Origin of the sequence: Acinetobacter entericus (assembly GCF_026168575.1) — a bacterium.
Classification (GTDB): Bacteria; Pseudomonadota; Gammaproteobacteria; order Pseudomonadales; family Moraxellaceae; genus Acinetobacter; species Acinetobacter bouvetii.
The window spans coordinates 44,698-68,445 of record NZ_JAPEQW010000010.1; the positions used below are offsets into that span (position 1 = coordinate 44,698).

Consider the following 23,748-nt stretch of genomic DNA (forward strand, 5'->3'; position numbering starts at 1 on the left):
GTGCAGAAATAGAGAAAGGACGGTCATAGCTTTGGCAGTCCTTTTTCTTTATAAAGATATCAAAATTTAACTTTCCGCTGTCTGATAGCATGAAGCTTCATATATTAGACCGAATTGAATCAAACAATAAACAGGTGACACTATGCCAATTTATAACGCGCCTCTTGCTGATATGAAGTTCATCTTGAATGATGTTTTTAATGCAGAAAAGTTCTGGCAAGCCAATGAAAACCTTGCGCATGTCGATGCCGCCACTGCTGAAGCAATTCTTGAAGAAATGGCGAAGTTTGCTCAAAATGTGACTCATCCGCTGAACCGTACGGGCGATGAAGAAGGCGCAACATACAGCAATGGCAATGTGACCACACCTGCTGGCTTTAAAGAAGCATTTAAGCAATATGCTGAAGGCGGCTGGATTGGCTTAGCGGCTGACGAAGAATGGGGCGGTCAAGGCATGCCAAAAATGCTGACTGTGCTTGCAGACGAAATGCTGTTCGCAACCAACCCATCATTCATGCTCTACCCGCTGCTTTCTGTCGGCGCTGGCATGGCCTTAAACAGCTATGCATCACAAGAGCAAAAAGAAACTTACCTGCCAAAAATGTACACTGGCGAATGGTCTGGCACCATGTGCTTAACTGAACCGCATGCAGGTACAGATCTAGGCATTATTAAAACTAAAGCTGAACGCAATGAAGACGGCACCTACAACATTACAGGTACAAAAATCTTCATTACTGGCGGTGACCACGACCTTTCTGAAAACATCATTCACTTGGTATTGGCAAAAACACCTGATGCGCCTGCAGGCTCACGCGGCATTTCGCTCTTCATTGTGCCAAAATTCATTGTCAATGCAGATGGCTCTTTAGGTGAGCGCAACCCTGCTGGCCCAGGTTCTATTGAACACAAAATGGGCATTAAAGCCTCTGCTACATGTGTCATGAACTTTGATGGCGCCAAAGGTTACCTCGTTGGTAAAGAAAATGAAGGCCTTGCTGCCATGTTCGTGATGATGAACTACGAACGTCTGTCTATGGGTATTCAAGGTTTAGGCGCATCTGAATTTGCTTATCAAAATGCGGCGCAATATGCGACTGACCGTTTACAAGGCCGCAGCGCATCTGGTGTTCAATCACCGAGCAAACCAGCGGACAGCATCTTAGTTCATGGTGATGTACGCCGCATGCTGTTAAATGTGCGTGCGAACAACGAAGCATCTCGTGCATTTGCTGTATATGTGGGTCAGCAGCTGGACATTACTAAGTTCTCTACAGATCCAGAAGCCGTTAAAGCAGCCAACAACCGTGTTGCACTATTAACGCCTATTGCTAAAGCGTATTTAACCGATACTGCATTCCAAGCAACCCTAGATGCGCAAATGTGCTTTGGCGGCCACGGCTTTATCCGTGAATGGGGTATGGAACAATGTGTACGTGACTTGCGTATTGCGCAAATTTACGAAGGCACCAACGGCGTTCAGTCTCAAGATTTGATTGGCCGTAAAACGATTAAGTGCAATGGTGAATTTATTGCGGAATACATCCAAGAAATCCGTGATTTTGCCAATGATTTAGACGCAAGCCTGAACTTCATTAAAGATGCCACTTTAGATGCAGCTGCAGAAGTTGAATCTGTGACTCAATATGTACTGGAAGCAGCACGTGAAAATGCAGAATTCTCTAACTCTGCAGCGGTTGATTACCTGCATGCTGTAGGTCTATTGAGCTTTGCTTATATGTTTGCGCGCATTGCCAATGCAGCCAAAGACAAAGATGGCGAGTTCTACCAAAACAAACTTGCATTAACTATGTACTTCACTCAACGTGTTCTTCCTGAACTTGCACTGCGTATTGCAAAAGTAAAAGCGGGTTCTGAAGTGATTATGAACTTCTCTGAAGATTACTTTACCAATCAGGCTTAATGCTTTGTAGATTGTAAAAGAAAAACGCCCGATCATTCGGGCGTTTTTTTATAGAAATTTTTTAATTTAATATTCAATATTCGTTTTTGCACCAGCACATTGATGCACCCAAATACCGTATTCACCAACAAAGTATGTATGTGTGGTTTCAACTTCTAGGTTATACACCGTTGTGGTGACATAGCCTTCACCCTCATCCCATTGAATAGTTTCAGGGTTCACCCAGTCTCCCTGACTAAAACCATGAAAATGTGCATTGGCTCGGTCTTCTTCAGGGAGCTGCTCAAGTAAATCTTCTTTCCAATGGGTATTTTTACTATATAACTTGCTTAAATTGAAATTATTTTTAATGGTTTCATTCCATGAAAGAATATTGCCTGTTTTTAAATCAATTGGTCTACCATAAACACTTAAATCTAAACCATAGTCAGGCATCATACCGACATCTTTATCTGCAGTTGTGAAAATTTCTGCTTGCGCTCTCGTATTATATCCCAAGGGAGTTGCAAGATATTTATTTGCATCTTTATCTACGACAATATCTTCTGTTGTTAATTTATTTGCCGTGACCCAACCTTTTTCTGCTACCCAAAAGGGGTGCTCAGAAGTAACCATAAATTGGACTGAAGGCAAACCTATACCCTCTAGACCAAACTTAGCTCTAATCTCTTTAGCTAGTTTTAACTTTTCAAATAAGGATAATTCAGGCTCTAACTGATACTCAAATTCCATAAAGATAACACGCTGATTTTCAGTTTTTATCACTTTTGTTACAGCTTGATAACTTTGCTGCCCAGTTATTGGATCGGCGCTGAGTACTCTCTCCCCGATTTGGATATCTTGTATTTGTACTAAACCTCGTTCAGTATGCACCAAAGTACCACCAACAAAACAACGATGATCAAATTTATCGAATCCCTGTATTTTTTGATTATCATTAGTCAAACCATGATTGTTTTGTTGTTCTAATTCTTCTTTAAGCATCTGATTTAAATCCAGTAAATATATATTTGAAATGAAATTAACAGAATTTTATGAATAAAAATAGCGCTATTTCTAGTCATGAAATTCTGTTAAATATGCCAAGTCATTTTATGATTTAGGATAATAATTCCTCACCGAGTCTGCCATTTCAGGATGCTCATTTTCTAACGCCCTTGCTACCTTTTCAGCATCTGCAGCACTGCGGTTTTGACTGACCTTAAACTTACCCACAATTGAGTCTATTTCGATTTCTATCGCCACAATTTTCTCTAACTGTTCTTGAATAAAATCTTCAGGTGCATCACCCATTTTCCAAGGCACGGGTTGGTTAGCTTCGTGTTGACGCGTCAAACGAGCCAGAATCCCCCGCAAATATTTTTCATCTGCAATTTTACGTATCATGCCTTTGACATGTACTACACGGTAATTCCAAGTCGGCACGACGCGATGATGTTCTTGTTTCCCGTCATACCAATTTGGCGAAATATAAGCTTGATCTGCATGAAAGATCACATAAGCTGACTGCTCAATCCCTAATATAGAAAATAAAGGATTGGCTAAGGCAATATGTCCTCGAAGGATTCCTTTTTCACCCGCAGTACGATCTAGCGCTAAAGGAATATGATTGACTTCAATTTCCCCATCCTGCACCACCATCACACTGGCGAATGGATTCGCTTCAATGCAGTCAAAAAGCTCAGTTAAATTTTCCTGCTGAAAATGTGTCGGCAAATACATTTTTATTCTCAAGACTGGTAAAACCACAACAACATAACATTAAAAAAACAACATTTCCCTTTCATGTGCATGAAATTTGCTTAGTATTTAATGAAGTATATGCAACGACAAAAGACAACAGGAGGAAACATGACTCACCGTGATCCCAAGATAGAAAAAATTGAAACCCTCCTCGACCGTTTTGGCAATATTGCCGTAGAAAGCTTTCACTACATCGCATTATTTATTATTGGCTGTATGGTCATTTGGTCTGCAGGCCATACTGTGTTTGAAATATTGACGGTTAAACAGTTCGCGACCATTGATGATATTCTTCTGCTGTTTATTTATTTAGAGCTCGGCGCGATGGTGGGCATCTATTTTAAAACCAACCACATGCCCGTGCGCTTCCTGATCTATATTGCCATTACTGCCCTAACCCGCCTGCTGATTTCAGACATCCAGCACGATCATAAAGCCGATATGGATCTGGTGATTATTACAGGCTCGATTTTAATTTTAGCAGTCGCTATTTTGATCGTCCGCTATGCGTCATGGACATTCCCATCGGTGATCCGTGACAAGCATTCAGACAAACCGCTTCCAGAAGGCAAAACCCCACGTCCACAGGATGATGAACTGGCTTAGTGCTTTGAAACCCCCTCTTTCTTAAAAGAGGGGTTTGGGGAGATTTAATAGCACATGTTCATGTTGCAACCTCATGGCATTGCAACATTAATATAGGGATACGCAATTATCGATTCGGCACCAGTACATAACGGCCATTTTCAAAAATCCAGTACATGCCGTTAGGCGGCGCAGGCAGCCCGATACGGCGCCAATCCGTAATAACCGCCTGCGTAGAGCTTTCAATATGCGCTACATTCGGGTCTCCATTCACCCAGCTATAGCTTTGAGAATTTTGAATAATGGTCGTTGGCGCCTGATAATGAATACTCACGCCATTTTGCGGCAGCGGCGGATAGGGACGGTTCGGATACGGCGGATAAGGCCGATTTGGATAAGATGGCTGATTTGGATAAATCGGTCGCTGATTCGGATACCTTGGCCGATTGATTGGCGGTGGCGGACGATGCTGTTTTGAGGTATCAACACCACGGTAATTGCTCCATTGATTTTCAGCCCATGCCGTAGAAGCCCCCAAGAGCATCACGATGCCAGCGGCATATGCGATTACTGTTTTCATTTCAGACTCCTACGTCATTTATAGCTCTATCATAAAGAATAGTTAAGCATAAAAAATGGATAAAAAACCAGCAAATGCAAAGTTTTGTAAAGACCTGAGCAATTGCCCTGAAGTTGCTTGATCACATCTGAAAAATGAAAGCCTTATGCTAGAATGCCATTTTTGTTACTGAGTCATCCATTGTGGCAGAACTGAGTTTTGATCGGCTGTATGAATATTTCTGCAAAGTGCCGAGTGTGCAGAAAAATTTAATTGATGCTTATGGCACCGATGGCCAAAAGGCCTGGTGGTTCAAATTTCAAATTAATATTGAACACCCGCTGGCATGGCAAACTGTGCAGGAATTGGGGCATGTCCTGAATTACATCTCTAAAAATGAACGCCTGCCGACACAATTTTTGCCCGTTTCACCGCCGCCCTATATGAATGGTGAAGCTAAAGAGTTTCTGGCTTGGGTCATTCAGTGTAACCATGCCGATTTCCCGCCAGATGTGGTCTGCGACTGGCTCGAAGCGCGCCTGCCAAATCCAGTTGAAGATGAAAGTAAATGGAAAATCAAAACTGATTTGCATGAGCTGGATAAAATCAGCGATAAAGATTTAGATAAGATGGTTCCGCCAAATCCTGAACCGAAGAATTAAAATTCATTAAATCCCTCAGAACCTCCCTTTTTAAAAGGGAGGAAAGTCCCTCTTTTTAAAAGAGGGATTTAGGGAGATTAAGACAACAATTCTAAAACGTCGACAGCCCGCTCCACTCCATGAAACGGTACAGCACATATTTCAGCTTCGATTCGTCGGCATATTTAGGATATGGCACACTGATTTGACGGCTATTCAAATTCGCCCATGAGCTGTCAAAATACTGTTGCGCATCTTTAAATACTGCATCTTGAGGCTTGCCGAGCACCCGGAAATCTGTTTCCAAATTATAGTTTTTCAAATTGCGGGCAGTAAAGTTGGCCGAACCTAAAATCAATTCCGCCTGCTGCGCGCCAGTTTTCAAAATCATTTTGCTGTGGCATTGCTCGCCCCGAGTATCGCACCAGCGCACCGCTACACCGGCATCATTCAGCTCTGACGCCACCTGACGGTTGGGAATGCCATTCTTTTGACGGCCAAATGCATCTTTATTCGGGTCCAGCAGCACGCGGACATTCACACCGCGTTGATGCGCAGCGATCAGGCCTTTGACAATTTTGCGTTCTGACAGATAGAACATGGCCAAATCAATCTGCTCTTTGGGCTTCGCAGAATCAATTAATTTCAATACGGCATCATAGATGGCCTTTTCCGTCAGCACCTGCACTTGAGGCTGATCTTTTGGATCCTCAAACTCTCCCATAATCACCACAGGCATATTGGCTTTGGACATGATGCCGACAGACTGCTCTGTTTTCAGCACATCAATGGCGGTATTGCCCGTCACTGTCAGCGCTACATTGGAATGGCGCGAACTGCCGTCATGCGGATTCATCGACGTGACTAAGGCTTTCCAGCCTTCTGCAGTATCCACCACGATGCTCTTGCGGTGATTGGCTTTGAAATTAAACAAATCCATATAGCTGCGGACAGTAATTTTTTCACGGCCAAAGGGGTTCGGCAGCCAGCCTTTTTCGGCATTGTTGCCAACGCCCTGACAGCATAAATACCAAAACCCAGACCATGCGGGATTTGAGGCGCGCAGCGGCGTTAAATCAGTTTCAATGACATCAATGCCAGTTTGGCGCAGCTGATGATACTGTTCAGCGTATACCCCGCCATAAACGGAATTGATCGGGTCGGTAATAAATTTGATTTCGATATTCGGATTGTATTTGCGTTTTTCAATCAGCGCATCCGTCAATTGCTGCATCAGCGCCTGATGCTTAATTTTAGAATTTCCAACTTCCTGATTAAACAGGAACATATCCAGTACAATTGTGGTCTGCGCCTGATCAATTAGGCTCAGCATCTGCTTGAAAATCTGCTGATCGAGCTGCTGCTTGCCTTTGGCATCCAGATAGCTTTGATCGGCGGTAAACTGCACCTTGGCATGCCTCAATTTACCTGTGTAATTCAGACCCTCCGGCAAAGGCTTATAGACCTGATAAATTGCAGAAGAAAGATAGCCCAGGGCCAATAAACCAATCACAACACCAAAGTATTGGCGGCGTGACCAATTTAACTTGCTGTGAATCCGCTCAATAATACGCATAATAAAAAACCTAATCCAATGCGCTCAGACTAGGTTTTATCATGCGAATTTTCAAGAGGATTTCTGTGATTTGGCCTGCGGCTGCAGGCAAATTCAAGAAGATTTAGAAACCTAATTCAACGCCCACGCTAAAGTTTCGGCCGATTTGAGGGATATTCGACAAGAAAGAAGCATGTGAATAGACCTGATCATCCAGCAGGTTGTTGGCGTTGAAATACACGCGGTAATCATTGCCCTTCGCATATTGCCCAGCATAGGACAGGCCCACATTCACCATATTGTAGCCTTGCGTTTCCTGCTCATAGTCAGCGAATTTATCCTGCTGAAAGACATGATAATATTCCGCCATGCCAGTCCAGCCATCGGCAAAGCCGGCATTGACTTTTGTGCCTAAACGCCCTGCAGGCACGCGCGGCGCATTGGCGCCGTCAATTTTGCCGCGCACATAATCGCCGAATAAGCCGACTTTATACATCTCATTCACTTGATAGCCGGTTTCCGCTTCTAGGCCATAAAATTTGGCTTTATCCTGGGTGTAATCGACCAAACGAAAATTGTCATGCTGGTCTGTCGTGGCTGCATAAATGTAGCTGTCATACCAGTTATGGTAGACATGCACGTGATAATCCAATTTGTCCGCTTCATAGTGCAGGCCCAGCTCGAGATTATTGGATTTTTCCGCACCGAGATTTTCATTGCCGCGCTCATAAGTATTGGTAGCAAAATGCTTGCCGTTGGCGTACAGCTCCTGCGCCAAAGGCAAACGCTCTTGATGCGAGGCTGCCAATGATAATATGTAGTCTGGCGCAAAGGCCCAGTTCACAGCGCCTGAATAGGAAATCGCATAATCGCTAAAATCTTTTTGCGTTGAATCAATATCAATTTTCTGCTGATCCGCACGGGCGCCTAATTCCACATGGAAATCACCGATTTGCTTATGCTCTAGCCCGAATACACTCCACTTTTCCGTGGTATTGGGGTTCATCAACGACTCTTCACCCGTGATATTGAGCTTTTGACGGTTATACTGTGCGCCAATTACCCCTTCCCAATCTGCAATTGGATTATGAACCAACTCTAAACGCGCATCATAACCTTGGCTTTTAAAGGTGGTCATGACTTCGCTTTCTTCAACTTCATCATGCTTATAGTCGGTAAAGCTGGCATGTGCGCGGAGTTTTTGAAAGCCTTTAAACGGTTCCGCCAGTTCGGTGCGCAGGTCATAGCGTTCAGATTTCAAATCAACCCATGGCCCGCCATGCTCTTCCTCATCATGGTCATGGGCGCCGCCTGCAGCATGCGCATGGCAATCCAGTTCATCGCCATGCGGATGGCAGTTTTCATATTCATGGCTATGGCCCGGCAAACCGTATTGATCTTCCCGGCGGCTGTAGGACAGGCCGACAAAACCGCGGTCATGAATCCATGAACCGCCAATATTCACGGTTTGACCTTCTGCAAAAGTATTGTCTACACGCCGCTCCGGCACCTGTTCAACATGTTCTTCGACCACGCCATTGCCCAAGTCATGTTCATGTGAATGCGTATGCACATAATCCGGCGCAATGTAATTATTGGCTTTGCGCTTTGATCCTTCAACACGGATTGCAAACTGATCGCCTAAGGCTGCCGTTACACCTGCGCTCGCCAGCTTTTCATCATTGCCCGAGTTATAGCGTAGCCCTGCCCGGCCTTCATAGCCTTGATCCGGCATGTGCGTTGGAATTTTCTGATCCGTGACATTCACCAAACCGCCCACACTGCCAGCGCCATACAGCAGTGTTGATGGGCCGCGGATAATCTCCACTTGTTTTGCCAAAATCGGATCTACTGTCACGGCATGGTCTGGCGACAGCGCAGAGACATCTGCGGTTTCTGAAGCATGCTGCAGCACTTTGACCCGCGGGCCATCCTGACCGCGGATCACGGGACGGCTGGATCCTGCACCAAATTGATTAGAAGCCACACCCAATTCACCCGCCAAAGCATCGCCAATGGTTGCTGGCCGCTCAGCTAATTTTTTTTGACTGACAATACTGTCTGCAACTGCAAAATCTGCTGCGGTCTGCTCTAGCGGATGCGCTTGCACATGAATGGTTTCCAGCTGCTGCGTTTGAGCCTGCGCATCATCTGCAAAAGCAAAAGGCGCTGTGACCATAAGAATGGATGCAGTGATTAAATTTTTTTTAAAGATATTTTCAAAGGACATGGATAGGGCTCAAACAGGCTGCTTCTTAATTAACGTTATAATATAACATTTCATTAATTTTGCAATAAAAAACATTCCCCAGAACCTGCATCGATTACACTGCTGAGCTGACTGCTCACTCAAATCCTCAGGATTCATTTTTAAATCAATGCCTTTTACCATTTCTCATGCTGTTCTTGCGCCGCCGCTGTCCAAGCTGACAGGCAGCCGCTTGCCAATATCCGCTTTAGCGATTGGGACAATGGCGCCTGATTTGTTCCGCTTATTTACCAATGCTGATTATGACGGCTCACATCAGTGGTCGGGTTTAATCTTTCCAAACCTCATGCTGGGACTGATTTTATGTTTGCTTTGGTATGTCCTGTACCGCCCAATGCTGTTCTCTTTTTTTGGCCTAAACAAACCGCTCAAAATTCACGGCTTAAATGAGTTTTGCGGTTTTATCATCAGCCTCATCGTGGCGCTGCTTGTGGGCACATCCACACACCTGATTTGGGATGGCCTGACGCATGTCGACTTTCGCACCTTTGCATTTAAAAACATTTTGATGCAGCCGATTCATCTCTTTCAGCACACTTATCCCCTGCACCGTGTACTGCAGATTGGAATGTCCGCGCTGGCACTTCCACTTTTAGTCTGGATGATCTACCGGCACCACCTGCATTACCGCAGCCGGTCGGCGGTACATCGCAATATCAAAATTTATGTCTATGCTTTGTCTGCACTGTCACTGCTGGCGGGCATCGTCAGTTATTTTTATTTTGCTGAAAGCGTGTATTCAGAAGCATTTGCAGATGATCTATATGCCTATGTCGGCAAATCGATTAATTATTTTTTCCGCGCATTTTTGGGCATGTTTACGGCCGGCAGCCTTATTTTCGCCATCCTAAAATCAACGTCAGATATTTTTCAAAGCCATCCCGATAACTGGCATGCAAACAAATAAAAGCAGGTAATTTTTAATGTTTTAAACTGAAGTCCTTGTGACAAAATGCCCAAAAAGAGGCATAATCTTCCCCTTTGTATAAAAGCGGTACGCTGTTTACGTATTCGCTGACCTTAACCCATATAGTTGGATTTCTAACGCTATGATGCGAACTCATTACTGCGGTTCTTTAACCGAAGCTCAAATTGACCAAACCGTAACATTATGCGGTTGGGTTCACCGTCGCCGTGACCACGGTGGTGTAATCTTCCTTGACATGCGTGACCGTGACGGTCTTGTTCAAGTGGTTATTGACCCAGATACTCCTGAAGCATTCGCAACTGCGGACAAATCACGTTCAGAATTTGTTTTAAAAATTACAGGTCGCGTACGTCGTCGTTACGAAGGCACTGAAAACGCGAATATTACCAGCGGTCAAATCGAAGTTCTTGGTAAAGACATCGAAGTGCTTGCTGCTTCTGAAACTCCGCCATTCCCATTGAATGACGAAAATACAAATATTTCAGAAGAAGTACGTTTGAAATATCGCTTCTTGGACATCCGCCGTCCTGAAATGTTAGATCGTTTACGTTTCCGTTCTAAACTAACTAACCTTATTCGTAACTATTTCGAAGACAATGGTTTCTTAGATGTTGAAACTCCGATTTTGACTCGTGCGACTCCTGAAGGTGCACGTGACTATTTAGTACCAAGCCGCGTATCTAACGGCAGCTTCTACGCGCTTCCACAATCTCCACAGCTATTCAAACAGTTGTTGATGGTTGGCGGTATCGATCGTTACTACCAAATTGCTAAATGTTTCCGTGATGAAGACTTACGTGCTGACCGTCAGCCTGAATTCACACAAATCGACGTTGAAACATCGTTCATGAGTGACGATGACATCATGGATTTAATGGAACGTTTAACCGTTAAGATGTTCAAAGAACTTCTAAACGTTGACTTCGAAAAATTCCCTCGCATGACTTATGCAGATGCAATGCGTGACTATGCATCTGACAAACCAGATATGCGTATTCCTTTGAAACTGGTTGACGTTGCAGACATGATGCAAGACGTTGAGTTCAAAGTATTCGCAGGTCCTGCTAAAGATCCTAAAGGCCGTATCGTTGCGCTTCGCGTACCAGGTGCTGGCGCACTTCCACGCAGCCAAATCGACGAATACACTAAATTCGTGGGTATCTACGGCGCGAAAGGCTTGGCTTACATCAAAGTCAACGATCTTGAAAAAGGCATCGAAGGTCTTCAATCTCCTATCGTCAAATTCATCGAGCCAATTGTGCTTGATCTATTAAAACGTGTTGGCGCTGAAAATGGCGATATCGTATTCTTTGGTGCGGACAAAGCGAAAGTTGTAAACGATGCAATGGGCGCTTTACGTATTAAAGTCGGTCATGACATGAAGATGGCAACTTGCGAGTGGGCGCCGCTTTGGGTGGTTGACTTCCCAATGTTTGAAGAAACTGATGATGGCAAATGGACCTCTGTTCACCACCCATTCACATTGCCGAAATCAACTGTTGAAGAAGTGAAGAACAACCCTGGCGAAGCGCTTTCAGTTGCTTATGACATGGTCTTGAACGGTACTGAAGTGGGCGGCGGTTCACTGCGTATCTTCAACCTTGAAATGCAAAAAGCCATCTTTGAAGCGCTGGGTATTTCTGAAGAAGAAGCAGAAGAGAAATTCAGCTTCTTGCTCAATGCGTTGAAATTCGGTGCGCCTCCGCACGGCGGTTTGGCATTCGGTCTTGACCGTCTTGTGATGCTGATGACCGGTGCATCTTCAATCCGTGACGTGATTGCATTCCCGAAAACCAAAACAGCTGAATGTCCATTGACTCAAGCGCCCGCGCCAGTTGAACCAAATCAATTGCGTGACCTTGGCATCCGTCTTCGTGAAAAGCCAAAAGCGGAAGAAGCTAAATAATATTTAGTTTTTCATGTAAAAAAGCCCTGCAATAATGCGGGGCTTTTTTATCACAATGCTCAAATATTATTTTCAAAGGCTTTCTCTGCTTGATATATTCACTTTTAGCAATTTTGATCATGCTAAATTTATAATTTGCGCTATGATGCATTCCGCAGTATATCTTTCCGCCTATATTTGATCTGGATTTAACTTTTTAGTTTTGCGCTTAAGATCCTTATCTTTTTGTGATTTTTCTCGGTCTTAGATAGTTCAGTCTCTGGCTAAAATTGCCGCCAGCTCCATTGTATTAAAATAACAGGGTAAAAATAAAGCCAATGTACTTCCTTCTCAAACTGGTTTCACTTTTACCTTTATGGCTTTTACAGGCTATAGGCCGCTTTGCCGCATTCATCCTTTGCTGCTTCAATTCATCTATTCAGCGCATTACCAAAATTAATATTCAGCTTGCTTATCCGGAGCTAAGCAAGGATGAGCAATCCGAATTGATCCGTCAAAGCATTAGAAGCCAGTGTCTGACCTACATTGAATTTGTGAAATGCTGGGGCATGCCGCCGCAGTACAGCCTGAATTTATTAAACAATGTTTATGGGGCATCTATTTTAAAAGATGCTTTGGCCAATAAGAAAGGCGTGATTGTTGTAGTGCCGCATTTTGGCTGCTGGGAACTGCTGAATGCCTGGCTGAACCTTTATGCGCAGCCGGTGATTATGTATAAACCCGACAAAATTAAGGGGGTTAACCGCTACTTGCTGGAAGCGCGGCAAAAGTTCAACGCAACTTTAGTGCCCGCAGATGAAACCGGCATCCGCGCCATTTTTAAGCATCTTAAACAAGGCGGTTTAACCGTCATTTTACCTGATCATTTACCCAAAGCTTCCGGCGGCATTTATTCCATTTTTTTTGGCCAAAAGACCTTATCAGCAACATTAGTTTCTAAACTTGCCAGTAAAACCCAATGCAATCTCCTTGGCTTAAGCTGTATACGCAATAAGGATTCATCCAGTTTTGATGTGCATTGCACGCGCTTATCTGACGATATTTTATCTAAAGATTTACAGATTTCTGTTGATGCGCTGAACATGGCAATGCAAAACATAATCAATCAAGCCCCAGAGCAGTATATTTGGTCCTACAAACGCTTCAGAAATTGCTATGGCGACATTAATCATTACAATCAAAATAAGCTTTGATCCAATGAATAACTTTAAAATGCATGCAGCGCAGACTGACTAAAAAATCATTAAGTAATTGAATTTAATTAGCTTATTCTTATTCAATTGAGAACAATTTTCAACAGTGGCATAATAGCCACCACTTTCCACTTTGCTGTGAATCTCCCCTATGGCTATGCGTCCTGAAGTTCGCCGTCGTGCAATTGTCTTAATTATTTTTGCTGTCGTGCAATGGGTTTTTATGCGCTACATCGTAGACAATCAGCTATTCAATTTAACCACCTATAACCGTATCTTGATTTTCTGCATCAGCAGCTTGGGCGGTGCATTGCTGATCTTTGTGGGGTTGATTTATATGGTGCTGAAAGGCAATGCGGATAAGGACAATTAACTCAGATCCTAAAACCTTTTAAACCTGCATTAAATAAGTAGCTAGTTATGACCTCATTAGTAAAAGCAAATACCAATTACACTGTTGAATTTCATTCTTTTCATTGGGATAACTTTAGCCCAGAAATTTTAAAGGCTCACAGCAGTGTAATGCAGCATTTAGATATCCCAATTCAGTATACGCAAAAAAATATACCGCATGGGCAATGGCTTGATGATATCATGCGGCAAGCAACATCCGATGTCATTGTTATTATTGAACCTGATTTGTTCCCACTCAATCGACAAGTTGTTGATGATACAATTCAATACGTGTTAAAAAATGATACTTTTTTAGGCTGCGCACAAGTTTCTAATCATATTGGTACAGCATCGCATATCTTCGCCTCTCCTGCTTTTTTTGCCATTACCCGTACTTGCTATGAAAAACTAGGCTCTCCTTCATTCATGCCAAATAAACAGGGAGATGTAGCAGAAGCGTTGGCTTTTGCAGCGGAAGCCAAAGGAATCCGTTACCGTACACTTTTCCCATCCCGTTACGAAAAAGCACCATCTGAAGGCTGTTGGCCGCTCGCCAGTTATGGTTATTACGGTATTGGCACAGTATTTGAAGATAAGGTCTATCATTTATTCCAAAGCCGCACTGCGGAAAATATTGAACTGTTTATTAAACGCTGCCATGAACTGATACAAGACCAGCTGGACTTATCTGGCTTCAAAAACTCAATCAACTTAGAGATTCCAGAACATGTTTATCAGCCAAAGAAAAAGCGGAAATGGTATTCACGCTTTTTCTAATTAAGGTATAAGGCCTATCCTTCTTTACGAATAACTCAAAACGAAAAGTCTCCACGGCATTTGATGGTCAATTCACTTATTGCCGTGATTCAATTTATTGCTTTTTATTCAGAAATTTTCTCACTCTTTTAATATTCAGCCACCAATTCAGCAGACGGCTACTGCCGACAAAAAATACAGAGCACATAGGAAAAAACCATTGTCCTGCTTTACGTTCCCGCTGTACTTCGGTATAGCATCTTTGAATATCAAAATAGCCTTGATCTACTTTTCCTCCGCTTTTATGAAAAAGATGAAAATCAATCACATAGGATTTTAGACCTAGATATTTTGCATTTTGGCATAGATCCAATGCGTATAAATGGAAGCCTTTCATCGTTGCAGTTGAAGCATTATTCACTCGCTGATTGATAATAAAAAAGTTTTCATCCACACTCATGACTTCTTGCGGAAATGGCCCTTCATTAATACTTTCACCATGCGGATCAGAAATGCGGACAAAGTGTTGCCCTACCGTAGTACGCCCAGCATTTGCAGCCACTGCCCAGTTTGAATCCAACTGATTTAGTTGTTCCAAACACTGTTCCAAATGCTCGCGGTCATCATATTTAAACAGCAGGTCTTGATGACAAAAAATCAAATATTGTCCTTGTGCTGATTTAATTGCCCGATTTACACCACTATATCCATCAAATTGATTTGAAGCTGCGTTATCAAAATATAAAAATTCAATATCCTCTCCAGCAAAACCTTTTTGCTGCGCTGATTCAACCATTTCTAAATATTCTTCTAATCTAGTCACCAAGGTGCAAAATGTGAATTTTTTAGTGAAAGTTAGTTCATTTTCAATTTTTTTTACCGACTCGATCATACCCAAACCTATAAATTAATCTAAATAACCCTATAATTTCACGCCATTCACTCGAATCTCATCAACACCGAGGATGTTTTCCACTCATAAATGTTTTAATCACAATTTTTAAATCTCTAAACTCAAAATGGCTGAATTTTCGATACATCAGGCGTAAAAATTTCAAACGGGCCATCCACAGGCTGCCGCTGTAATATTTCACTTTCAGTGTATTTTCATAAATAAACTCTTTTTTCCGCCAGTCAGTCATCGCTTCTTCAGTGAGTGATAAACCATGATTCAAATACGAATTTGAAGTTATCTTAAATTGATTCCCCGCGTGAATCATCTGATTCAAGCGCAAGAAAAAAGTTGAATCTACTCCATAAAAAGCAAAGTGCTGATCAAATACATGTCCAAATTTTTCAATAAATACATGCTTGATCCGCTCTGACAACACCAAACCAGAACCTACTGAAAAAATCGTTTGAATCTGCCTAACCTGCCCTGAGTGCAGCAATAACTGATCATTCAGCATTGGGAAATGCTGCACCTTATCAATTCTGGCATAAATTTTTGGCAGTTCAATATCCGTATTCTGCAGTCCATAAAACAGATGCTGCTCATACTCGGAATTGATCTCGGTATCATCATCAAACATGACATAATAATCTGCCGTATTTTTTTCAATCAGATCATTATAAATCCAACTTAAAGGCTTATTTTCTAAATGGTTTTCTAAAGTAACTTGTAAATGCTTCTGCTTCAATTCAAGCAGAAGCTCATCTTCTTCAACGGCATTTGGTCCATTGTTCACAATCACCAAATGCTGAAGCGGCATATTAAATCGGCTCAAACCTTGCAAGGTTGCAGATTCGTTTAAAGTCTTATTATAGACAATGACAACCAGCGCAATTTTAGATTTTGACATTTTGGATGGTTCCCTAAAAAACAGCTTATTAAACAGCTACTTTCTAACAATATATTTAATTTATGCTTTTATTCACTGAATAAGCGTAATAAATAATCAAGATATTAATTAAAAAATTTAATAAAAAGAAAAAATTGTTTTTATAATTTTATCTATCTCTGTATCTTGTAAACCCAAATATAAAGGTAATCTTATCAATTTTTCGCTTTCCCGAGTAGTAAAAACGTCTTTCCCATGAAAACTAGACACTTTGATACCAAATGAAGATGAATGTAAAGGCACATAGTGAAATACTGCAAGTACATCATGATCTTTTAAATAACTTAATAATAGAGTGCGTTGTTGCAAATTTTTAACTTTGATATAGAACATATGTGCGTTATGAGAACATTCTTGAGGAATTATAGGCAAAAGTAACAGTTCTTCATCTGCTAATTTCTTTAACTGATGAAAATACTTATGCCATATTTTTAATCTAAATTGATTGATATATTCTGATTGTTCAAGCTGTGCATATAAATATGCAGCTTGAAGCTCACTGGGCAAATAACTACTCCCAATATCTGACCAAGTATATTTATCCACCATACCTCGAAAAAATTGACTGCGGTTTGTTCCCTTTTCTCTAATAATCTCCGCACGCTCTATAAACTGTGGGTCATTAATTAATAATAGACCACCTTCTCCACCGCTAGTATAATTCTTAGTTTCATGAAAACTATATGCTGCCAAATGCCCAATCGTTCCTAGAGCCTTTCCTTTATATGTTGCCATCATAGCTTGGGCTGCATCTTCTACAACAAATAAATTATATTTTGTTGCCAATGCCATAATCGTGTCCATTTCACAAGCAACCCCTGCGTAATGCACAGGAACAATGGCTTTAGTCTTATCCGTAATTGCAGCTTCAATTTTAGTTTCATCAATATTCATAGTATCTGAACGAATATCCACAAAAATAATCTTTGCCCCACGTAAAACAAAAGCATTAGCTGTACTGACAAAAGTATAGCTTGGCATAATAACTTCATCGCCTGTTTCAATATCCAATAGAATGGCCGCAAGCTCTAAAGCATGTGTACATGAAGGTGTAAGTAAAGTTTTTGGACAAGGTAAATACTTTTCAAACCACTCTTGACATAATTTAGAATATTTGCCATCACCGGATAATTTTTTACCACGAACTGCATCCAATAAATATTCAGTTTCTTTACCAGTATAAGGTGGCTTATTAAATGGAATCATATATTCTGATCCTTGATAAATTTAACAGTTGATTATTTAAATTTCTCTAAATATGTTATGTTGCACTAAAGCTGAACCTTGTAGCACTAATTTACCAGTATCATCATAAATATTGGTTTGCAAATCTGCTCGACTCTTTTCCCTATAAATTCTAATAACGACAATCTCAACGAGATAATATTGATCTACATATACAGGAGCTTTAAATAACAAATCTTGTTTCAAATAAATAGTCCCTAAACCAGGATATTCTGTACCAAATATCCTTGATAAAATACTACCAACCAAAAAACCATGTACAATAGGTTTTCCGAAAATAGTATCCCGAGCATATTTTTCATCAAGATGTATTGGATTAATATCGCCTGTTAAATGGGAAAACATTTCCACATCTGTTTGTTCAAAACTTACGCTATAAGTTTGTTTCAATTCTTGGTTATTTAGTAATGCAAAATCCATATTTTTACCTATATTTAAACGTTGGATCCATTTAAATATTGTACTTCAAGTTCCAATAGATTCTTACTTCGCTCTTTTACTCGTTTTGCAGGATTTCCGACATAAACCCCCCAAGCCTCTGTACTTTTATTAACTAATGTCATTGCACCTACAGAACATCCCTCTTTTAGATGAACACCTGGGAAGATAATAGAAGCTGCTCCCACAATGACATGCTTACCTATATATATTTCTCGTTTTATCTCTTTTTTAAAGGACGAGGGAATTGTAGGGTTGGTCAAAGTTCGACCACTATAATCATCTGATTGAGTAAAAACTTGTACTTGATAAGCTAATCCAGAAAAATCATCAAATATTATCCCCTTTTCACCACCTGCAACTAAACACTGAGGAGCAATATGTACATTCTGACCAATTTTAATACTTCCTGAAATTACACAAAAATCATCTATTCTCGAATGATCTCCAATTTCAATCTGATCACAGTTATAAATAGCTGCTTTATCACTGATTTTTACATTTTTACCTAAAGATTTAAAACCCATATTCAATAGTTGTTGTTCTGTTAAATATGCCATTTATATATTCCAAAATCATAGTTTAAAAAAAGTACGAATTTCATCCATACAAGTTTGAACACAAGTCTCACTTTTAAAATGTTCATGCTCAATATGCTCGAAAACCTTTTCTTTGGTTTGATGTGCCCAATCTAACTGAACTTGATTCAAACCATAGGCAATGCCATAACGATCAGTTTCATTAGAATACCATTCATCAATACTTACTCTATGATCAGGCACAACAACTGATACACAACCTGCTAATACCGCAAAAATAGAATATGCAGTATAGTCGTCATAACAAATAAATGTTCTTGCTTGATTAAATATCTGGGCAATTTCTGAATGACTTTTTCCATCTAAACAAATTGAATTTTTATCATGAATAATAGGCTTACTAACTCCTTTTCGTATCATATAGCAACTTTCAATCGTTCTTTCTAATTCAACATTTCTATATATATCAATTGGATAAAAAATTACTTTCAATTCATTCAATGATGTTTGGCTATTCACATATGAAAAATCTTTGATTGCTGAGTTAAACTTAAAATATAACTCATCTTCCCCATAGTGAATTCGTCCCGTATGAAAACCTGGTTGATGTAACAACCATCGCACCACATGTTTAATTTTCAATGGATTGTCATCAACTATTTCAGGATAAATCACGACACTTTTTTTTGGAAAAAAAAAATTCTGCCAGACAGGTGTATTCCAATCTGGATGTACGTCTATTTTGGTATTTCTAAATATTTTTTTTATATCTTGTCTCAGACCAAATTTCCGATGCGGTACAAGATATGCTCGACAATTGGTGACTTCATTAATTAAATGGCAAAGCCGATGTAATGCAATGCTTCCTCCTGAATTTTCATCATAGGAATACGCATAAATAAAAATATTCATATTAATCTATGCGCTCTTTAAATGGTTTCGCCAAACGATCTTTATCAGTAAGTTGAATCACCATATTTTCTTCAATCTGCCAATCAATTGCTAAATCTTTATCATTCCAAACAATTGAGCGCTCACACGCTTTAGAATAATAATTCGTGGTCTTATAAAGAAACTGCGTATTATCTTCCAATGCAATGAAACCATGCGCAAAACCGGCAGGAATCCAAAACTGCTTATGATTTTCACCGCTCAGCTCCACACCAACCCATTCTCCAAATGTCAAAGAACCCTGGCGGATATCCACAGCCACATCCCATGCACGCCCCTGCACAACACGCACGAGTTTACCTTGCGCATGCGGATCCAGCTGATAATGCAAACCGCGCAAAACACCTTTTTGCGAGAGTGAATGATTGTCTTGCACAAAATTAGGCACCTCAAGACCGCGTTCAGCCAATATTTTTTCAAATCCCTGCTGATTAAAGCTTTCCATAAACCAGCCGCGTTCATCAGCAAATATACGCGGTTCTAAAATAAGCAGGTCTTTAATTTTTGTTTCAATTACATTCATTTTCACAAATCCAGTGAGGACTTCACATCTTAATAACTAAAAAATAAATCAGGTTCAATCGCATTTAATGCTTTTTGATATATTCCTGATGCAGCGATAGCAGGTACTGGCCATAACCGGTTTTTTTGAAAAATTCACCGCGCGCCTTCAATTGATCTGCATTAATCCATTGATTATGAAAAGCAATCTCTTCTAGGCTAGCCACTTTTAAACCCTGTCTATTTTCAATGGTTTGCACAAATTGGCTGGCTTCCAATAAAGAGTCATGTGTACCTGTATCCAGCCAAGCAAAACCACGCCCTAAGACTTCTACATTCAGCTCATCTTTTGCCAGATAAATGTTATTCACATCGGTAATTTCCAGCTCACCACGATGAGATGGCTTAATATTTTTAGCAATTTCAACCACCTGATTGTCATAAAAATAAAGCCCCGTAACCGCATAATTTGACTTCGGCTGTTCTGGTTTTTCTTCGATACTCAGCGCTTTACCATTGCTGTCAAAATCTACAACACCAAACCGCTCTGGATCATTCACATAATAACCAAAAACCGTTGCGCCGCTTTCTCTACTGGCTGCACGTTTGAGCTGATCAGAAAAATGCTGACCATAAAAAATATTGTCGCCCAAAATCAAGCAAACATTATCATCGCCAATAAATTCTTCGCCCAAAATAAAAGCCTGCGCCAAACCATCTGGTGAAGGCTGTATTTTATAGGAAAGCTGGATACCAAGCGCTTCGCCCGTGCCCAAAAGCTTTTCAAAATTAGGCAAATCTTCAGGCGTGGAAATAATTAAAATTTCATTAATTCCCGCCAGCATCAGCACAGACAGCGGATAATAAATCATCGGCTTATCATAAATCGGCAACAGCTGCTTAGAGGTCCCCATAGTGATTGGATATAGTCGGGTACCTGAGCCGCCGGCAAGAATAATTCCTTTACGCTTATTATTTGATGTCATGTTATAAAATCTCTGCGATAACTTGTGCTACACCCTGCTGCCAAGCAGGTAAATATATTTTAAAGTTCTGTTGTAATTTACTGGTATTCAGCCGTGAATTTAGCGGTCTTTTTGCTGGTGTTGGATATTCTTCGGTCCGTATGGCTTTCACATTTTTCAACGTCAGCTGTACATTGGCATTGCGCGCCTGCTCAAAAATATATTGAGCATAATCATACCAAGTCGTTTCACCTTTTGGCGCCAAATGGTAATGACCATGCAAATTCGGACGCTCCGCTGCTTGCAGATCATAATAACGCAAAACTTGTGCCGTAATATCGGCAATTAACGCAGCGCCTGTCGGCACACCTACCTGATCATAAATAATACTAAGTTCAGGCTTACTCTGAGCCAATTTCAGCATGGTTTTAATAAAATTATGCCCACGTGATGCATAGACCCAGCAAGTCCGAAAATTTATAAATCTGACCTGACTATTTTCTAGCGCAAGCTCTCCATTTCGTTTAGTTTGACCATAATGATTAATCGACGCAGTCTGATCATCTTCATGCCATGCTGCAGTTCCTGTCCCATCAAAAACGTAATCCGTTGAATAATGGATAACTAAAATATCTTTCTCTTTACACACCTCGGCAAGATGAGCAACAGCAAGATGATTAATGCTATTAGCATATTCCAATTCTGTTTCTGCCAAATCTACAGCAGTATAGGCAGCTGCATTGACCACGACATCAGGCTGAATATTTGAAATTGCATAACGGATTGCTTCAAAATTTGTGACATCACCACAAAAACCATCTGCATTAATCTGACGATCCAGAGCAATCACTTCACCTAAAGGCTGCAATGCACGTTGCAACTCCCAGCCTACTTGGCCACTTTTTCCGAGTAAAAGAATTTTCATGCAGCTGCTCAGTCAGTGGGATTTAATCGATATTGCTGGTTTAACCAGTTTTGGTATTCACCGCTTTGAATGTGTGATACCCATTGCTGATTGTTCAAATACCATTGCACCGTTTTTCTCAGACCCGTTTCAAAACTTTCCTCAGGCACCCAGCCTAGATCCTGTTTGATTTTATTGGCATCAATCGCATAGCGTAGATCATGCCCAGGACGGTCTACTACATAGTTGATCAAATCCTCATAATGTGCGAGACCCTGTGGCTTATTTGGCGCCAACTCCTCCAATAAGCTGCAGATTGATTTCACTACATCAATATTTTTTTGCTCGTTATGACCGCCAATATTGTAGGTTTCACCAACCGTAGCCTCAGTAACCACCTTATACAAAGCACGGGCATGATCTTCGACATAGAGCCAGTCGCGAATCTGCTGGCCATTACCATATACTGGCAAAGATTTCCCCTGCAAAGCATTTAGAATAATCAACGGAATAAGTTTTTCAGGGAAATGATATGGACCATAGTTATTAGAGCAATTGGTCAATACAACGGGTAAACCATATGTCCGATGCCACGCACGTACAAGATGATCTGAACTTGCCTTGCTTGCAGAATAAGGTGAACTAGGTGCATACGATGTTGTTTCAGTAAACAAATCATCTGTTCCTTCTAAATCACCATAAACTTCATCAGTAGAAATATGATGAAAGCGAAAAGCTTGCTGAGCTTGATCATCCAATTCATTCCAGTATTTACGGGCAGCTTCAAGCAGCTGATAAGTGCCGATAATATTTGTTTCTATAAAATCAGCTGGTCCTGAAATTGAGCGATCAACATGAGATTCAGCTGCTAAATGCATTACTGCATCTGGCTGAAATTGTGAGAAAAGCTGATCCAATGCTTCACGGTCACAAATATCAGTCTTAGAAAACTGATAACGTTGATTATCAGCAACTGAGGCTAAGGATTCCAAATTACCAGCATAAGTCAATTTATCTACATTAAGTACCAAATCATCTGTATTTTGGAGAATATGACGAACCACTGCTGAGCCGATAAAGCCAGCACCTCCTGTTATTAAAATTTTCAACTGATGCTCTCTATGAATTTAATTAAAATATAAGTTGCTAAATAATTTGCTAAAATTTTTTCTCAGCCCTGTACCATATTTGCTTTTCAGCAAAGGTCTATTATCTACCCGCTCAGCTTCTATAGCACTTAGCCTTTGGTTACTTTCACCCTTTTGAATAACAGGATGATCCACTAAATATGTCATCATCAAATGCACTTGATGATCAAAATCAAATAAATAGCTCCAGTCATCAGCCCTGCGCAATGGCTGATGATAAGCTAACAATAAAGTGGCCATTTCTCTGTCAACAATATACGCCATAGCATAATTCACACGATGATAAAAATCAGGAATAACTTCCAGTACTTTTTTACCTAAGAGTTGATCTTGTACAAATTTACCTCTTACTTTTCTGGATTCCTTCATTTGAATTCCACCCAAACTCAGTAAAGTTTTAGGAGGCAACTTAATTCGGCTGAATTCTTGCTGCAGCATATCAATTGTTAAGTCTTCCGGTAAAATAGCATCATCCTCGAGAATAAATGCATATGAATCATCCGATTCCAAAAACTCTTTCAATGCTTGCAAATGTGACAAGGTACATCCCAGTTCACCAGGTGTTAGGGCTTGTTCACGACCTTTAACAGCTTTCTCAAAATAAAATTTTGCAGAAAGCTCAGTTCCTTTTATACCAATTTTTTTATACTGTTGAGTTAACGACTGAAAAAAAGGCTGTTGCAGAAATTGATTCAAGCGTATTGAGTCCGCTTGTTCAATACTAATAATAAAAACTTTCATAGAAACAGCCCAATTTCATACTG

Annotated in this window: 24 protein-coding genes; 8 read left to right on the top strand and 16 right to left on the bottom strand. The window is 40.8% G+C overall.

The window, feature by feature from the left end:
* The first annotated feature begins 142 nt into the window (after positions 1-142).
* On the top strand, positions 143-1,924 hold the full coding sequence (locus tag OKC24_RS09525) for an acyl-CoA dehydrogenase C-terminal domain-containing protein (protein WP_130146302.1): 1,782 nt from the start codon (positions 143-145) through the stop codon (positions 1,922-1,924).
* Positions 1,925-1,990: 66 nt separating this feature from the next.
* Here OKC24_RS09525 and OKC24_RS09530 read toward each other — a convergent pair whose 3' ends face one another.
* Both OKC24_RS09530 and OKC24_RS09535 read right to left on the bottom strand, forming a co-directional pair.
* Positions 1,991-2,908 carry a Hint domain-containing protein gene (locus tag OKC24_RS09530; protein WP_131276780.1) on the bottom strand — a complete coding sequence of 306 codons (918 nt, stop codon included), beginning with the start codon at positions 2,906-2,908 and terminating at the stop codon, positions 1,991-1,993.
* Positions 2,909-3,016: 108 nt separating this feature from the next.
* Complete coding sequence (locus tag OKC24_RS09535) at positions 3,017-3,646, bottom strand: FMN-binding negative transcriptional regulator (RefSeq protein ID WP_130146298.1); 630 nt, start codon at positions 3,644-3,646, stop codon at positions 3,017-3,019.
* 129 nt (positions 3,647-3,775) lie between these two features.
* Between OKC24_RS09535 and OKC24_RS09540 the strand changes: the two genes are divergently transcribed.
* Positions 3,776-4,273 carry a phosphate-starvation-inducible protein PsiE gene (locus tag OKC24_RS09540; RefSeq protein ID WP_005012708.1) on the top strand — a complete coding sequence of 166 codons (498 nt, stop codon included), beginning with the start codon at positions 3,776-3,778 and terminating at the stop codon, positions 4,271-4,273.
* Positions 4,274-4,379: 106 nt separating this feature from the next.
* Here the strand turns inward: OKC24_RS09540 and OKC24_RS09545 are convergent, their stop codons facing one another.
* Positions 4,380-4,832, bottom strand: a complete 453-nt coding sequence (locus tag OKC24_RS09545; RefSeq protein ID WP_130146296.1) for an RcnB family protein — start codon at positions 4,830-4,832, stop codon at positions 4,380-4,382.
* A gap of 182 nt (positions 4,833-5,014) precedes the next feature.
* Between OKC24_RS09545 and OKC24_RS09550 the strand changes: the two genes are divergently transcribed.
* On the top strand, positions 5,015-5,473 hold the full coding sequence (locus tag OKC24_RS09550) for a hypothetical protein (RefSeq protein WP_130146294.1): 459 nt from the start codon (positions 5,015-5,017) through the stop codon (positions 5,471-5,473).
* Between the two features lie 91 nt (positions 5,474-5,564).
* Here OKC24_RS09550 and OKC24_RS09555 read toward each other — a convergent pair whose 3' ends face one another.
* Together OKC24_RS09555 and znuD are read right to left on the bottom strand one after the other, a co-directional pair.
* Positions 5,565-7,028 carry a phospholipase D family protein gene (locus OKC24_RS09555; protein ID WP_130146292.1) on the bottom strand — a complete coding sequence of 488 codons (1,464 nt, stop codon included), beginning with the start codon at positions 7,026-7,028 and terminating at the stop codon, positions 5,565-5,567.
* Between the two features lie 103 nt (positions 7,029-7,131).
* Positions 7,132-9,237, bottom strand: coding sequence for a zinc piracy TonB-dependent receptor ZnuD (gene znuD / locus OKC24_RS09560; RefSeq protein WP_130146290.1), 2,106 nt, complete (start codon positions 9,235-9,237; stop codon positions 7,132-7,134).
* Between the two features lie 148 nt (positions 9,238-9,385).
* Here znuD and OKC24_RS09565 point away from each other — a divergent pair, with 148 nt between their 5' ends.
* From OKC24_RS09565 to OKC24_RS09585, 5 genes are all read left to right on the top strand, one after another.
* Positions 9,386-10,183 carry a DUF4184 family protein gene (locus OKC24_RS09565; protein ID WP_131276783.1) on the top strand — a complete coding sequence of 266 codons (798 nt, stop codon included), beginning with the start codon at positions 9,386-9,388 and terminating at the stop codon, positions 10,181-10,183.
* Positions 10,184-10,325: 142 nt separating this feature from the next.
* Entirely contained in the window at positions 10,326-12,110 is a 1,785-nt protein-coding gene (aspS, locus tag OKC24_RS09570) for an aspartate--tRNA ligase (protein ID WP_131276786.1), read from the top strand.
* A 317-nt stretch (positions 12,111-12,427) separates the two neighbouring features.
* Positions 12,428-13,303, top strand: coding sequence for a lysophospholipid acyltransferase family protein (locus tag OKC24_RS09575; RefSeq protein ID WP_131276789.1), 876 nt, complete (start codon positions 12,428-12,430; stop codon positions 13,301-13,303).
* 151 nt (positions 13,304-13,454) lie between these two features.
* Positions 13,455-13,676, top strand: coding sequence for a hypothetical protein (locus tag OKC24_RS09580; protein ID WP_131276792.1), 222 nt, complete (start codon positions 13,455-13,457; stop codon positions 13,674-13,676).
* Positions 13,677-13,723: 47 nt separating this feature from the next.
* Entirely contained in the window at positions 13,724-14,473 is a 750-nt protein-coding gene (locus tag OKC24_RS09585) for a hypothetical protein (RefSeq protein ID WP_130146280.1), read from the top strand.
* Positions 14,474-14,567: 94 nt separating this feature from the next.
* Here the strand turns inward: OKC24_RS09585 and OKC24_RS09590 are convergent, their stop codons facing one another.
* The 11 genes from OKC24_RS09590 to OKC24_RS09640 all read right to left on the bottom strand — a co-directional run bounded on the left by OKC24_RS09590 (position 14,568) and on the right by OKC24_RS09640 (position 23,725).
* Complete coding sequence (locus OKC24_RS09590; RefSeq protein ID WP_265465004.1) at positions 14,568-15,275, bottom strand: acyl esterase; 708 nt, start codon at positions 15,273-15,275, stop codon at positions 14,568-14,570.
* Positions 15,276-15,405: 130 nt separating this feature from the next.
* Positions 15,406-16,254 carry a glycosyltransferase family 2 protein gene (locus OKC24_RS09595; RefSeq protein WP_130146278.1) on the bottom strand — a complete coding sequence of 283 codons (849 nt, stop codon included), beginning with the start codon at positions 16,252-16,254 and terminating at the stop codon, positions 15,406-15,408.
* A gap of 117 nt (positions 16,255-16,371) precedes the next feature.
* Positions 16,372-17,499: a dTDP-4-amino-4,6-dideoxygalactose transaminase gene (gene rffA / locus OKC24_RS09600; RefSeq protein WP_130146276.1), complete on the bottom strand. Its 1,128-nt coding sequence runs from the start codon at positions 17,497-17,499 to the stop codon at positions 16,372-16,374.
* 36 nt (positions 17,500-17,535) lie between these two features.
* Positions 17,536-17,958 carry a MaoC family dehydratase gene (locus tag OKC24_RS09605; protein ID WP_130146275.1) on the bottom strand — a complete coding sequence of 141 codons (423 nt, stop codon included), beginning with the start codon at positions 17,956-17,958 and terminating at the stop codon, positions 17,536-17,538.
* Positions 17,959-17,972: 14 nt separating this feature from the next.
* Positions 17,973-18,536, bottom strand: a complete 564-nt coding sequence (locus tag OKC24_RS09610; protein ID WP_130146273.1) for an acyltransferase — start codon at positions 18,534-18,536, stop codon at positions 17,973-17,975.
* A 15-nt stretch (positions 18,537-18,551) separates the two neighbouring features.
* On the bottom strand, positions 18,552-19,427 hold the full coding sequence (locus tag OKC24_RS09615; RefSeq protein ID WP_265465005.1) for a WavQ: 876 nt from the start codon (positions 19,425-19,427) through the stop codon (positions 18,552-18,554).
* 1 nt (position 19,428) lies between these two features.
* On the bottom strand, positions 19,429-19,989 hold the full coding sequence (gene rfbC / locus OKC24_RS09620; RefSeq protein WP_130146269.1) for a dTDP-4-dehydrorhamnose 3,5-epimerase: 561 nt from the start codon (positions 19,987-19,989) through the stop codon (positions 19,429-19,431).
* A gap of 64 nt (positions 19,990-20,053) precedes the next feature.
* Positions 20,054-20,953, bottom strand: a complete 900-nt coding sequence (gene rfbA, locus OKC24_RS09625; RefSeq protein WP_130146267.1) for a glucose-1-phosphate thymidylyltransferase RfbA — start codon at positions 20,951-20,953, stop codon at positions 20,054-20,056.
* Between the two features lies 1 nt (position 20,954).
* Positions 20,955-21,857, bottom strand: a complete 903-nt coding sequence (gene rfbD, locus OKC24_RS09630; protein WP_130146265.1) for a dTDP-4-dehydrorhamnose reductase — start codon at positions 21,855-21,857, stop codon at positions 20,955-20,957.
* 8 nt (positions 21,858-21,865) lie between these two features.
* Positions 21,866-22,945, bottom strand: a complete 1,080-nt coding sequence (rfbB, locus tag OKC24_RS09635) for a dTDP-glucose 4,6-dehydratase (protein ID WP_130146263.1) — start codon at positions 22,943-22,945, stop codon at positions 21,866-21,868.
* An 18-nt stretch (positions 22,946-22,963) separates the two neighbouring features.
* Positions 22,964-23,725, bottom strand: coding sequence for a glycosyltransferase family 25 protein (locus OKC24_RS09640; protein WP_130146261.1), 762 nt, complete (start codon positions 23,723-23,725; stop codon positions 22,964-22,966).
* Positions 23,726-23,748: the final 23 nt, after the last annotated feature.

Bases quoted from the DNA above. Each gene is read 5' to 3' on its own strand.
- OKC24_RS09525 (WP_130146302.1), top strand. From the start codon at position 143: ATGCCAATTTATAACGCGCCTCTTGCTGATATGAAGTTCATCTTGAAT.
- OKC24_RS09530 (WP_131276780.1), bottom strand. From the start codon at position 2,908: ATGCTTAAAGAAGAATTAGAACAACAAAACAATCATGGTTTGACTAAT.
- OKC24_RS09535 (WP_130146298.1), bottom strand. From the start codon at position 3,646: ATGTATTTGCCGACACATTTTCAGCAGGAAAATTTAACTGAGCTTTTT.
- OKC24_RS09540 (WP_005012708.1), top strand. From the start codon at position 3,776: ATGACTCACCGTGATCCCAAGATAGAAAAAATTGAAACCCTCCTCGAC.
- OKC24_RS09545 (WP_130146296.1), bottom strand. From the start codon at position 4,832: ATGAAAACAGTAATCGCATATGCCGCTGGCATCGTGATGCTCTTGGGG.
- OKC24_RS09555 (WP_130146292.1), bottom strand. From the start codon at position 7,028: ATGCGTATTATTGAGCGGATTCACAGCAAGTTAAATTGGTCACGCCGC.
- znuD (WP_130146290.1), bottom strand. From the start codon at position 9,237: ATGTCCTTTGAAAATATCTTTAAAAAAAATTTAATCACTGCATCCATT.
- OKC24_RS09565 (WP_131276783.1), top strand. From the start codon at position 9,386: ATGCCTTTTACCATTTCTCATGCTGTTCTTGCGCCGCCGCTGTCCAAG.
- aspS (WP_131276786.1), top strand. From the start codon at position 10,326: ATGATGCGAACTCATTACTGCGGTTCTTTAACCGAAGCTCAAATTGAC.
- OKC24_RS09575 (WP_131276789.1), top strand. From the start codon at position 12,428: ATGTACTTCCTTCTCAAACTGGTTTCACTTTTACCTTTATGGCTTTTA.
- OKC24_RS09580 (WP_131276792.1), top strand. From the start codon at position 13,455: ATGGCTATGCGTCCTGAAGTTCGCCGTCGTGCAATTGTCTTAATTATT.
- OKC24_RS09585 (WP_130146280.1), top strand. From the start codon at position 13,724: ATGACCTCATTAGTAAAAGCAAATACCAATTACACTGTTGAATTTCAT.
- OKC24_RS09595 (WP_130146278.1), bottom strand. From the start codon at position 16,254: ATGTCAAAATCTAAAATTGCGCTGGTTGTCATTGTCTATAATAAGACT.
- rffA (WP_130146276.1), bottom strand. From the start codon at position 17,499: ATGATTCCATTTAATAAGCCACCTTATACTGGTAAAGAAACTGAATAT.
- OKC24_RS09605 (WP_130146275.1), bottom strand. From the start codon at position 17,958: ATGGATTTTGCATTACTAAATAACCAAGAATTGAAACAAACTTATAGC.
- OKC24_RS09610 (WP_130146273.1), bottom strand. From the start codon at position 18,536: ATGGCATATTTAACAGAACAACAACTATTGAATATGGGTTTTAAATCT.
- OKC24_RS09615 (WP_265465005.1), bottom strand. From the start codon at position 19,427: ATGAATATTTTTATTTATGCGTATTCCTATGATGAAAATTCAGGAGGA.
- rfbC (WP_130146269.1), bottom strand. From the start codon at position 19,989: ATGAATGTAATTGAAACAAAAATTAAAGACCTGCTTATTTTAGAACCG.
- rfbA (WP_130146267.1), bottom strand. From the start codon at position 20,953: ATGACATCAAATAATAAGCGTAAAGGAATTATTCTTGCCGGCGGCTCA.
- rfbD (WP_130146265.1), bottom strand. From the start codon at position 21,857: ATGAAAATTCTTTTACTCGGAAAAAGTGGCCAAGTAGGCTGGGAGTTG.
- OKC24_RS09640 (WP_130146261.1), bottom strand. From the start codon at position 23,725: ATGAAAGTTTTTATTATTAGTATTGAACAAGCGGACTCAATACGCTTG.